Source organism: Amycolatopsis samaneae (genome assembly GCF_039541975.1).
Lineage (GTDB): Bacteria > Actinomycetota > Actinomycetes > Mycobacteriales > Pseudonocardiaceae > Amycolatopsis > Amycolatopsis samaneae.
Genome location: NZ_BAABHG010000022.1, coordinates 50,356 through 62,410 on the forward strand (window position 1 = coordinate 50,356; position 12,055 = coordinate 62,410).

10 protein-coding genes are annotated in these 12,055 nt (G+C 70.9%); 5 read left to right on the forward strand and 5 right to left on the reverse strand.

Annotated features, from left to right (window positions below):
• Positions 1 to 420: 420 nt before the first annotated feature.
• Positions 421 to 1,194: an AfsR/SARP family transcriptional regulator gene (locus ABD987_RS40120; protein ID WP_345407286.1), complete on the forward strand. Its 774-nt coding sequence runs from the start codon at positions 421 to 423 to the stop codon at positions 1,192 to 1,194.
• Positions 1,195 to 1,327: 133 nt separating this feature from the next.
• A complete protein-coding gene (locus ABD987_RS40125) occupies positions 1,328 to 2,449 on the forward strand; it encodes a hypothetical protein (protein ID WP_345407289.1) in 1,122 nt (373 codons plus the stop codon).
• A gap of 27 nt (positions 2,450 to 2,476) precedes the next feature.
• Here ABD987_RS40125 and ABD987_RS40130 read toward each other — a convergent pair whose 3' ends face one another.
• The 5 genes from ABD987_RS40130 to ABD987_RS40150 all read right to left on the reverse strand — a co-directional run bounded on the left by ABD987_RS40130 (position 2,477) and on the right by ABD987_RS40150 (position 8,688).
• Positions 2,477 to 3,445 carry an alpha/beta hydrolase gene (locus ABD987_RS40130; RefSeq protein WP_345407292.1) on the reverse strand — a complete coding sequence of 323 codons (969 nt, stop codon included), beginning with the start codon at positions 3,443 to 3,445 and terminating at the stop codon, positions 2,477 to 2,479.
• A gap of 160 nt (positions 3,446 to 3,605) precedes the next feature.
• Complete coding sequence (locus ABD987_RS40135; RefSeq protein ID WP_345407295.1) at positions 3,606 to 5,180, reverse strand: succinic semialdehyde dehydrogenase; 1,575 nt, start codon at positions 5,178 to 5,180, stop codon at positions 3,606 to 3,608.
• A gap of 12 nt (positions 5,181 to 5,192) precedes the next feature.
• Positions 5,193 to 6,821, reverse strand: coding sequence for a GMC family oxidoreductase (locus tag ABD987_RS40140; protein WP_345407298.1), 1,629 nt, complete (start codon positions 6,819 to 6,821; stop codon positions 5,193 to 5,195).
• A gap of 167 nt (positions 6,822 to 6,988) precedes the next feature.
• Complete coding sequence (locus ABD987_RS40145) at positions 6,989 to 7,804, reverse strand: hypothetical protein (RefSeq protein ID WP_345407301.1); 816 nt, start codon at positions 7,802 to 7,804, stop codon at positions 6,989 to 6,991.
• A 2-nt stretch (positions 7,805 to 7,806) separates the two neighbouring features.
• Positions 7,807 to 8,688, reverse strand: a complete 882-nt coding sequence (locus ABD987_RS40150; RefSeq protein WP_345407304.1) for an SGNH/GDSL hydrolase family protein — start codon at positions 8,686 to 8,688, stop codon at positions 7,807 to 7,809.
• A 98-nt stretch (positions 8,689 to 8,786) separates the two neighbouring features.
• Here ABD987_RS40150 and ABD987_RS40155 point away from each other — a divergent pair, with 98 nt between their 5' ends.
• The 3 genes from ABD987_RS40155 (at position 8,787) to ABD987_RS40165 (ending at position 12,051) form a co-directional block, all read left to right on the forward strand.
• Complete coding sequence (locus ABD987_RS40155) at positions 8,787 to 10,013, forward strand: PucR family transcriptional regulator (RefSeq protein ID WP_345407307.1); 1,227 nt, start codon at positions 8,787 to 8,789, stop codon at positions 10,011 to 10,013.
• An 87-nt stretch (positions 10,014 to 10,100) separates the two neighbouring features.
• On the forward strand, positions 10,101 to 11,327 hold the full coding sequence (locus ABD987_RS40160; RefSeq protein WP_345407310.1) for a GNAT family N-acetyltransferase: 1,227 nt from the start codon (positions 10,101 to 10,103) through the stop codon (positions 11,325 to 11,327).
• 85 nt (positions 11,328 to 11,412) lie between these two features.
• Positions 11,413 to 12,051, forward strand: coding sequence for a helix-turn-helix transcriptional regulator (locus tag ABD987_RS40165; protein ID WP_345407313.1), 639 nt, complete (start codon positions 11,413 to 11,415; stop codon positions 12,049 to 12,051).
• Positions 12,052 to 12,055 lie beyond the last annotated feature (4 nt).

Consider the following 12,055-nt stretch of genomic DNA (forward strand, 5'->3'; position numbering starts at 1 on the left):
AGCTGCGGCAGTGTCACGACATGCGCCAGTGATTCAATCAACGTTATTGGGCCCCTACAGATCGGCCACGCAGATCAACGACGGTGGCAAACGTTGTCAACGATCCTTGTTCGCGAAGGATTTTCACCGCCTCCGCGTCCCCGAGACGGCCAACGATGCCCGCCCAGGATTGCGAAAACGTGGTGAAAACGTTGTCGAACAACAGGGGCGCGCGCCGGAACAGTACCGGCTACTCCCTTCGACGCAGAGCGGTACGGCAAATCGGTCAACTTCATTTACGAGGTACCGCTTGTGCCCCATAACACCGGCGGTTCGGCCCGGATCCCACGGTTGCCCGGAAGTGCACACAACCCTGTACCGTTCGCCCCAAAGGCAGGAGGTCTTCTCTTGTTCTCACCGCCGACAACTACTGTTCACTTCGTGACCGCAGAGAAGGCGAGGCTGGAATTCAGGGTGCTCGGCCCGATTGAAGTCCTGGACGGCGGAAAACCGTTGGACATTGGACGGCCGAAGCAACGGTGCGTACTCGGGGCGTTGCTGACCGAACCCAATCGGCTGGTACCGACCACGAGGCTGATCGAGCGGGTCTGGGGCGAGGATCCGCCGGATTCGGCCAGAAACGTGCTTTACGGGCACATCGGAAGGCTGAAGACCGCGCTGGGCGCGGACGGCGAGGACGAGGCCACCCTGGCCCGGAGATCCGGTGGCTACCAGCTCACCGTGGATCCCAACACGGTCGACCTGCACCGGTTCCGCCGTCTCGTGGTCACCGCCAGGAACACCGACGACGACAGACGGGTGGCCGCGCTGCTCGACGAGGCACACGCACTGTGGCGCGGCCCGGCCTTCGCCGACGTCTCCAGCTCCTGGCTCCTCAATCTCAGAACCACCCTCGAGAATGAACGTATTTCCACGCTGATCGACCGTAACGAATCGTTCATCAGGCTTAACAGAAGTACCGAGATATTGAGCGAACTGCACGACCTCGCGCGATATCAGCCGCTCGACGAACGCATCGCGCGTCAGCTCATCATCGCACTTCACCAGAGCGGCAAAAAGGCGGACGCATTGATCGCCTTCGCCACGCTCAGGTCCCATCTGGTGGAAGAGGTCGGCCTCGACCCGAGCCCATCGCTCCAGGTGCTCGAGAAGCAGATCCTCACCGGAGACCCGGCGCTGCACAGCTCGTCCTGACCACACCGCCCGCCGCGGCCGTCGTCCCGGACGGAAAACCACCGGCCCGGCCGAAAGGTCGCCAACAAGACTTCCGCCAGTCGGGATCGCCGCGTCCGGGAGGGGTCCCCGGCCACCCCGGCAGGATGTGCTCATGGTCGGCCAGCTGACGATCGCCAGGGTACTGTTCGTCGGATGCTGCCTGACCTGGCTGGTGGCGTGTGGTGGTACACCGCCGCCGGCGGCGCCGCCCGCTCCACCGGGGCCGCCGGAGCCGGCTGTGCGCGTGACGGAGATCAGCGCGCGGATCGCCGACTACGCCGAGCGGATCCACGCCGAGGTCCTCGATCCGACCTTCGTCTTCGAATCGGACCGGGTGGCGGCTCGGTTCTCACCGCGGAAAAGTTGCGCGGACCTGCCGGTCAAAGGCCCGGACTGGGGCGTGGCGCCGGACTCCCCCTATACCATCGGCCTCGGCGCCCAGGATCCGGCGAAATACTTCGACGCCATCAAGAAGTGGCTGGGAGACAACGGCTTCGGCGATCTCGCGGAGAACACGATAGCAGTCTCCGGATCGGGAAAACCGGGGCAGACCAGGACACTGCGCGGGCACGCCCCGGACGGGATCGGCGTCCAGTTGCAGCTGGACAGCGATTGGACGGCCTCGTTGTCGCTCGTGTTCGACGGTCCCTGCGCGTGGCCGGGTGACCGTCCCGGTGGCCCGCCACCGTCGGTGCTGCCACCGGCGGCGCGCCCGTCGGGACCGATCCAGGCAGCCGGCGACGAAACCGCCTGCGAGAAGCCGGAGCGATACGTTTACAACATCCACGGCCCGCGGTACTCCGGGCCCGGCCCGCACTGGATCACCCTGATCAAGCTCGGCAAGGAGGAGCGCATCCACGACAGCGGGTTCTTCCTGCCTGCGCAGTGGCAGCCGAAGACCGGCGCCGATGCGCTCGGCCCGGTGGATCGCTCGCGGGTCCAGCTCGTCGCCTGTCTGACCCCGAAGCCGGGCAGCCCTTCCGGCAGGCAAGTGACCTGCCCGTTCGAGAAGGGCCCGCTGATCCTTTCGCTCTTCGAAGCGACGTATGAGGTATCCGTGCTCGAAGCCGCGACAGGGCGGCGAGTCGCGGCCTTCTCCGTGCCGGGAACGGAATCCGACCAGGGCAGCTGCCCGGTCGCCGTGCGGTACCGGCCGGGCGACGGCTTGCTCAGGGGCATCGACATCGCCGCCTTCCACGGCACACTTCGCCCCCTCGTCGAAGAGGCAAGGTGACCCGGGATCCTCATGGCGCCCGGTCTCCTACGGGCTCGAGGGTGCGCCGTCTCGGTCTCCGGAACAACCGGGGCCCGGAGACGCGACGGCGCGGCCGAGCCACTCCCGGGCCCGCCCGAGGAAGTCCGCGGCGACGGGTTCCGCGGCCGCCCACGACTCGAACCCGTGCGGCGCCCCGGGAACGACGTCCAGCTCGCAGCCGACGCCCGCCGCGCGGAGCCGTCGCGCGTAGGCGGTGTCCTCCTCGTGGAACAGGTCGATGTCCCCGACGCCGATCCAGGCCGGGGGCAGACCGGCGAGGTCCTCGCGCCGGGCGGCGGAGGCGTAGGGCTCGGCGGGCCGCCCCGGTTCGTGGCCGAGATAGGCGGACCAGCCGAACCGGTTGTCGCGGTTGGGCCAGATCCAGTGCCGCCGGGCGTCGAGTTCGGTCCTCGTGGCGGTCCGGTCGTCGAGCATCGGGCAGAACAGGAGCTGGGCGCGGGGCCGGACGCCACCCCGGTCGTGGACGCGCTGGGCAAGGCAGGCGGCCAGCCCGCCGCCCGCGCTCTGCCCGCCGACCGCGATCCGCGCCGGGTCGACGCCGAACTCCGCGTGGACGCGCTGGAACCAGTCCCAGCCCGCGACACAGTCGTCGATGGCCGCCGGGAACGGATCGTCCGGGGCCAGCCGGTAGTCGACGGAAACAACGACCACGCCGAGGTCACGGGCGAGACCGGCGCAGAACCGGTGATCCTGCGTGTGCAGGCCCGCGACGAAGCCGCCCCCGTGGATCCAGAGGAGCCCGGCCCCGGAAGCACCCGACTCCGGCCGATAGACACGGACGGCGCGTCCGTCCGCGTCCAGGTCCCGGAACCGCACCCCGGCCACGACCGCGCCAGGCGGGAACCGGCGCAACACGGCCCGCGACAGGCCGCGCAGCCACCGCCACCGCACGGGCAGCACGGGAACCCGCCGCACCGACCGGCGCAACCCGGGGTGCACCCTGGTCAGCTCCATGCCCCGCTCCCGCCGCCGCGCCGGGCCGCCGCCGCCCGATCGCCGGACACCGTACCGCCGGGGCCACCGGCGAACACGCCTTCGCTCCGTGTCCTGCCCCCGCGCCCACCCGGAAATGCCCGATCGCCCGTACCGAAGAGTCCACTGTGGAACACGACGGCTATCGGATGCGAAACCTCCGCATGAGCTTCAGCCCGGACAGCATGCTCTCCACGTACTTCCCGTAGTCCTGACCCGGCCGCGGCCCCATGACCGGTTTCTTGAGCACAGCCAGGTTCTGCACGTCGGTGTACTTGAGCAGGCCCTGGTCACCGTGGCGGGCGCCGACACCGGAGCTCTTGACCCCGCCGGACGGCGTCCCCTTGGCGGCGAAGGCCGTGGCCAGGCTGTCGTTGATGTTGACGTTGCCCGATTCGATCCGCGCGGCCACGGCGTGGGCGGCGTCGAGATCGCGGCTCCACACCGAGGCGTTGAGGCCGTAGTCGGTGTCGTTGGCGAGCGCGACGGCCTCGTCGACGGTGCGGTACCTGTGCAACGCGACAACGGGGCCGAAGGTTTCCGTTACGCCGCAGAGCATGTCCTTGGTGACGCCTTCGAGGATCGTCGGTTCGAAGAACGCCGGGCCGAGATCGGGGCGCGGCTTTCCCCCGCAGAGCACCGTGGCGCCCTTGGCGACGGCGTCGTCGACGTGTGACTTGACGCGCCGCATGTGGTCCACCGAGACGAGCGAGCCCATTTCGGGGCCGAAGTCGTAGGCGGCGCGGACGTCGAGGGCTTCGGCCTTGGCCACGAAGGCCTTCTTGAACTCGTCGTAGCGGGACTCGGGCAGGTAGATCCGCTCGATGTGCATGCAGATCTGGCCGGTGTTGCCGAACGCGCCGAAGACCGCGCCCTGCGCGGCCTCGGCCGGGTCCGCGTCGTCGAGCACGATCATCGGGTTCTTGCCGCCGAGTTCGAGACAGCAGCCGACGAGGTTCCGGCCCGCCCGTTCGCCGATCACCTTGCCGGTGGCCGTGGACCCGGTGAACATCACGTAGTCGGCGTGGTCGATGAGCGTGGGGCCGACGTCGGGGCCCTCGCCGCACACCACCTGGAACAGGCCTTCCGGCAGCCCCGCCTCCTCCAGCATCCGCACGCCGTAGAGCGGGGAGAGGGCCGTCTTGTTGTCGGGCTTCAGCACGACCGCGTTGCCGGCCATCAGCGCCGGGATGGCGTCGGAAATGCCGGTGGCGAACGGGAAGTTCCACGGCGCGATGATGCCGACGACTCCCTTGGGCTGCCGGATCTCGGTCGAGGAGGTCAGCAGCGGCACCGGGCCGCCGCGCCGGACCGGGCGCAGGAGCCTGGCCGCCCGCTTGAGGTAATGACTCATCACCATCGCCGGATCGCAGGTCTCCTCGATCGCCATCCGCCGGTTCTTGCCGCTTTCGACCTGGATGAGGTCGGCCACGGCCCGCGCGTTGCCCACGAAGATCCGGTGCGCGCGCTTGAACACCGCCAGCCGTCGCTTGAGCGGGGTGGCCGCCCACTTCCGCTGGGCCGCGCGCGCGGTGGCGAACGCCCGCTCGACGTCGGCCGGTGCCGACTGCGGCAGTTCGACGAGCGTGTCGCCGGTGTAGACCTCGGTGAGGTTCCAGGTCGTGCCCGCCGACCCCGGCACCCGCGCGACGAGGCCGGCGAGGAACGCGTCGGTCACCGACCGCGGACGAGTGGGTCCGGCCGTGCTGAGGGTCATCGTCGGCTCCGCTCAGTGGTCCGCGAGAACGAGTTGCGCGCCCATCTCGCCGATCATGATGGCGGGCGCGTTGGTGTTGCCGCCGGTGATCGACGGCATGATCGACGCGTCGCAGACCCGGAGCCCGTCGACGCCGCGCACCTTGAGCTCGGGATCCACCACGGCGAGTTCGTCCACGCCCATCCGGCAGGTCCCGACGCCGTGGTACACCGAGGTCGCGCGGTTCAGGATCGCGTCGCGCAGCTCCTGGCCCCGCACCCCGGTGCCGGGGTGGAGTTCCTCCTTGACCGCGCCCTTGAACGCCTTCGACGCGAAGATCTCGCGCACCATCTCCGAGCCCTCGCCGAGCACTTCGAGGTCGGCGGGGTCGGCCAGGTACTGGAAGTCGATGAGCGGGGCCGCGGTGGGGTCGGCCGAGGCGAGCCGCAGGGTGCCCCGGCTCTTCGGGTAGATCAGGGTGGTCAGCACGGTGAGCGCGGGGCGCTTATCGACGTCGTGGCGGATCGGCGCGTCCTGGTTGGGCGTCACGTAGGCCCACGGCAGCAGGTGCAGCTGGAGGTCGGGGACCGCGCCGGCCTGCGAGGTCTTGAGGAACGCGAGGGCCTCGAAGACCGAGTTCGCCAGGAACGTGCTGCCGGGCCGGAGCAGCTCGCGGGCCAGTCCGCGCGCGAAGTACGGCGCGGTGCCCTTGTTCGTGCAGGAGGAGACCCGGAAGGTCAGGGCGTGGAACATGTGGTCGTGCAGGTTGTCGCCGACCGGCAGGTCCGCGACCACGTCGATGCCGAACTCCTTCAGGTGCTCGGCGTGGCCGATGCCGGAGAGCATGAGCAGTTGCGGCGAGCCGACGAACCCGGCGGAGACGATGACCTCCTTCCCGGCGCGGACGGTGCGCCGCGTGCCGTTCGCGTCGATCACCTCGACCCCGGCCGCCCGGCCGTTCTCGATGACGACCTTCTTCGCCAGCACCCGGGACTGCACCTGGAGCGTCGCGGGCGCGAGGTCGCGGAGGTACCCGCGCGAGGCGCTGTAGCGCAGGCCGTCGGCGGCGTTCTGCTGCATCCGGCTGACGCCTTCCTGCGACCCGGCGTTGTAGTCGTCGAGGATGTCGCAGCCGAGGGCGTCGGCGGTGGCGTCGAGGAACTGGAGCGTGCCCTCCTGCGGGGTCCTGTTGCGCGTGACCCGGATCGGCCCGCCCGCGCCCCGGAAGGCGTTTTCGCCGTCCTCGAAGTCCTCCATCCGCTTGTACGCGGCGTTCACGCTGTCCGCGTCCCAGCCCTTGTTGCCCTCGGCGGCCCACGAGTCGAAGTTCGCGCGGTTGCCGCGGACGTACACCATGCCGTTGACCGAACTGGAGCCGCCGATCACCTTGCCTCGCGGCACCGGCATCCGGCGATCGAGAACATGTTTCTGCGGCACCGAGTAGTAGCCCCAGTCGACGATCCGCTTCAGCTGCGGCACCGCGTGCATCGGGGCGACCATCCCCGGCTTCTTCACCAGGAGCTGCTCGTCGCTCTTGCCGGCCTCGAGAACAATCACGCTGGCACCCGATTCCGCCAGCCTGCCGGCGATCGCCGCCCCCGAGCTGCCCGACCCGATGACCACGTAGTCGGCCTCGTCGCTACGCGGCGCCCTTTTCACCATTTCCGCTCCTCGGTCCGGCCCGCCACCCAAAACTGTAACCTGTTCTAGTTCGCTCACCGTATAGCGGTCCCACCCGATCCGCAACGTCTCGTCCGGCGCGGAACGCCGAAAGCCCCCGTCCGCCCACGGGGTCACCGTGGACGGACGGGGGCGGGCGGGCTCGGGCGCTACGGAAGCCGGACGTAGCCGCGTAACGCGGTTGACAACGTCTTCGGCGCGGCCTCCAGGACGTGCATCACCCCGCCGTCCGGCGTGGCGAGGAACGCCAGGCCCTCGGCCTCGGCGCCGCCCAGGTCCCGGCGCAGCACCTCGGTGACCGATCCACTGTCCGGATCGACGCGGTACACGGACTTCGTGGCGTTGTCGGAAGACGCGTACAGCGCGCCATCGTGGAGCTTCGCGCCCTGGATCCGGCCGATCGCCGGGTTCAGCGGCACGGTCTTCACCAGGCTCAGGTCGGCGAGCCGGAAGACGTTCAGCGCGGCGGTCGGATCCCATTCCGCGGTGTAGACGTAGCCGCGCCCGGCGTCGACGGCGACCCACGGGACGCCCTTGGTGTGCAACGCCTGGGGAAGCGCGTACGCGGTCCCGGTGAACTCGAGGGTTCGCGCGTCGTACAGCGCGAGGTAGGGATGCCGGTAGCCGGGGCCGTCCTCGATGGGGACGTAGAGCTTCCCGTCGTGGAAGTCGATGTCGCCGATGTGGTTCCCGCCCTGCCGGGAGATTTCGGCCGGGATGGCCGGATTGTTCGCCGCGAGCGTGCGGCCGTCGAGGCTCACGTGACTCAGGCCGTACTGCCACGAGAAGAACCACGAGCCGCCGTCGGTGGCGACACCCTGCGACCGCTGGAGCGCGTCGAACAGGTAGTACCGCTGGACGCCGGTCTGCCGCCAGCCTTCGGCGGCGAGGGCCGGGGTGGCGGTCGCGGCGAGCAGCACCGCGACCGCCGCGGCGAGGGCGAGACGCCGGGAGACCCGAGCCATGCTCAACCCCGCCCGACGACGTCGCCGACGATCCGGGCGTAGGCGGCCTCACCCCGGCGGTTCGGGTGCAGCGGGGCCGCGAGGTCGGTCGGGACGTAGCCCTCGATCCAGCGGTCCCCCGGCGCCTGGCACGAGTCGTGTCCCGCGCTCGGCGCGGCGACGTCGACGTAGGTGGCGCCGTGCGCCTTCGCCTGTCCGGCGATCACATCGTTGAGCCGGAAGACGTTGCCCTGCAGGTAATCCGCGTCGACCGGGAGGACCGGCTGCAGCGGCCAGCAGCCACCGGGTTTGATGTAGAGCCCGTACCCGGTCACGAGCACGCGGGCGCGCGGGGCACGCAGCCGGATCCCGTCCAGCGCCGCCGCGATCTTCGGCGCGACCGCGTCGACACGGGCGGCGACCTGGTCCACGCCGCCCGCGGTGAACTTCGTCTTGCACGGCGTCGCGAACGGATTGAGGTTGACGCACTGGTTGGCGACGCCGATCAGGCCGGCGTCGTTGCCGCCGATGGTCAGGGTGACGAGCGTGGTGTCGGAACTGAGCGCGGTGAACTGCGGCGACACGGTGCCGGTGGGGTGCCCCAGCACACTCGTCGACTGCGGTTCGGTGAGGTGCCTGGTCTCGGCACCGCTGCACGTGACGTCCCGGAACATGGTGAACGAGAAGCGCCGGTCCAGCTCGTGCGCGTAGTTGTGCGTCGACCGGCCGCAGCCCACCGGCCCGGTGATGTCGGGGATCAGCGGCCCGGACGCCATCGAGTCGCCGAGCGCGGCGTACACCTGGCGGCCCTGCGCGGCGGCGGGGGTGGCGGGGACGGCGGACAGGGCCAGCAGCGCGGCCACCACACAGGAGTGGCGGAGGACGCGGACGGAGGGCGGTTTCACGGCGGCTCCCGGTGTCGTCAATTGTGCCGGACAACATCATGCGGACTTGTGCCACCGTTGGTAACTGGCCGGTAACGCAGATTTGGGCGGGAGCCGTTATGACGCGTAACAACGAAGTGCTGTGCTTCGCCGGGCAGCCGGTCGGGCGCCTGCTCCGCGCCCGGGTCCCCATGCTGACCCGCCGGGTGCTCGACCGGCTCCCCGGCGAACTGCCCGTCTACGCGGAGCTTCCGCGCGAAGAGCTCGTCGGCGACATCGCGGACATCGTCCAGTACAACCTGCGGCTGCTCGCCGACGTCATCGAGCAGCGGCGCCCCGCCCGTGACGGCGAGCTCGCGCGCCAGCGGGATTCCGCGGCCCAGCGTGCCGAAGAGGGTATCCCGCTGGACGCGATCCTCAGCGCCTACCAGCTGGGGATGGCGATCGGCTGGGCGGAGATCGCCGGACAGGCGTGCCCGGCCGATCTGCCCGCGCTGCACGAGGCGCTGGGCTGGCAGCTGGGCCTGCTCCGGCAGCTGATCGCGGCGGTGAGCAGCGCCTACCTGGAGGCGAGGCAGATCCTGGACGGCCACGAGCACGCCGGGCGGCACGCGCTGATGACGGCGCTGCTCGCCGGGGAGCCGCTGGAGCAGGTCGCGCAGCGCACCGGGCACCGGCCGGCGCCGTGCTACGTCGTGTTCATCCTCGCGCTGGCCCGGCATCCGGACGAACGCGGTCCCGGGCAGCGGGCGCGGGTGGCGGCCCGGCGCAAGACCCGCCGGGTCCAGACCGCGCTCGACCGCTTCGCCCGGCGACCGACGCTGACCGCGCTGGACACCTCCGGCGGCACGGTGCTCATGCCGGTCGCCGAACCGCCGCGCTGGCCCGAGCTGTGCGCGCTGGTCGGGCACGCCGCGGACCTGGCGGGCGCCGCGGTGACGGCGGCGGCCGTCACCGCCGGGCCCCCGGCCATCCCGGCCGCCGTCGCGCAGGCCGGGGAGATCGTGGACCTGGTGCGGCGCACCGGGAAACCGCCCGGGCTCTACCGCCTCGCCGACGTCCTGCTCGACTACCAGCTCAGCAGGCCGAGCGAGGCGCTGGCCGGGCTGGCCGAACTACTGCGCCCGCTGGACGCCAAGCCGGAGCTGCTGCGCACCCTGGAGTCCTATGTGGACTACGGACTCGACCGGCGCCGCACCGCGACCGCGCTGCACGTGCACCCCAACACGGTGGACTACCGGCTCCGCCGCATCGCGACGATGACCGGTCTCAACCCCGCGCGCTCCACCGAACTCCCCCGTATCACCGCGGCACTGGTGGCGCGCCGGTCGGTGGCCGGGCGGTAATTCGCTTGCCCCGGCCGCGGGGCCGGCGATGCACTGTGGCCGGGCGCCACGAACCGTGGTGCCGGTACCCGCGGGAAGGCAGCAGCAGTGGAAATCCGTCCCACGACCGAGAAGGACCTCGACGTCTTCGTCGACACCGTCCACGCCGCGTTCGGGCGCTTCCCGGACACCCCGGCCGACGACGGTGGCGGCGTCTGGTGGGCGGCGACCGAGCCGGACCGCAATCTCCTCGCCGTGACGGCGGACGGGCGGCCCGTCGGCACCGCGGGCGCGTACTCCTTCGAGCTCACGCTGCCCGGCGAGGTCCTCGTCCCGGTCGCCGGCGTGAGCGCGGTCGGTGTCCTGGCCACGCACCGGCGTCAAGGCGTGCTCAGCGCGATGATGCGGCGTCAGCTCGCCGACGTGCGTGCCCGCGGTGAGTTCCTCGCCGTGCTGCTGGCCTCCGAAACGCTGATCTACCGCAGGTTCGGCTACGGACCGGCGACCCACACGCGGCGGCTCACGGTGCCGCGTCACCAGGCCGCTTTCGCCGTTCCCCGGGCCGGTGGCACCGCCGACGCGCCGGAAACGGGCACGGTCGAACTGCTGCGGCGTGCCGACTGCGGCGAGATCCTGGAACAGGTCTACGACCGGTACCGTCGCGGGCAGCCCGGCGCGCTCTCCCGGCCGCACCGCTGGTGGTCCTCGGGCGCGGGGCATCCCCCGATCTCCCCGGCGCCGCGCTACGTGGCCGTCCACCGGGACGCCGACGGACTCGCGGACGGGTACGCCAGCTACGCGCTGGACGAGCCCGGCGGCACCTTGACGGTCGACGAGACCGTCGCCGTCGACGACACCGTTTACACCGCCCTGGCCCGGTGCCTGCTCGGGCACGACCTGATCACCCGGGTGGTGTTCAAGCACTTCCCGCCCGGGCACCCGCTGCGCTGGCAGCTGGCGGACTTCCGCGCCGGGCAGCCGAGCGACGAGGGCGACTGGCTGTGGGCGCGGCTGCTGGACATCCCGGGCGCGCTGACCGCCCGTGGCTGGTTCGCCGACGGCGAACTCGTCCTCGACGTCGAGGACCCGTTCCTCGGCGAACACGGCCGCTACCTGCTGACCGTGCGGGACGGCACCGGCGACTGCGTCCCGACCGACCGGGAGCCCGACCTGTCCCTGGACGTGAGCGATCTGGGCTCGATCTACCTCGGCGGCACCGCCCCGAGCACCCTCGTGCACGCCGGGCACGTGCGGGCCCATCACGCGGACGCCGCCGCCCGCGCGGACGCCCTCTTCCGCACCGAACGCGCCCCGCACTGCCTCCACTGGTTCTGACCGCGCCTGGACTATTAGTCCACGGCTGGATACCTTGTTCGAGGTCGTGCGCGTGCGCGCGACCTCGAACAGGAGGGACCCACCGATGGCGGCCGAGAACGCGGACGACGAGCACCTGCTCGGCGTGGCCGAGAAGATCGCCATGGCGCTGGGCCGGATGTTCCCGGGGATCTGCGAGGTGGTCCTGCACGATCTGCGCGATCCGGCGCACGCCGTCCGCGCGATCGAGAACAACCTGTCCGGCAGGCAGGTGGGCGATTCCGCCACCGAACTCGGGCTGGCCCGCATCGCGGATCCGGACTACCCCGGCGTCATCCAGAACTACGCCAACCGGTTCCCCGACGGGCGACCGGCCAAGAGCACCTCCATCGGGATCAAGAACGCCGCCGGGGAGTACATCGCCGCGCTGTGCCTGAACCTCGATGTCTCGACGCTCTCGCCGGTGACGCTGGCACTGACCAAGCTGGTGGCGACCGACCCGGAGCATCCCGGCGAAACGCCGCTGGAGACGCTGCGGGACCGGACCCGCCGGGAACTGCGCGAGGTCGTCGAGACGGCCGCCGCCGAGCGGTCCACCACACCGCGGGCCCTGTCCCGCGAGGCGAAGCGGGACCTCATCCGCCGGCTGTACGAGGACGGCTACTTCGATTCCCGCAACGCCGCCCAGACGATCGCCGACCTCCTCGGCATCTCGCGGGCCAGCGTCTACGCGTACACGAAATAGCCGG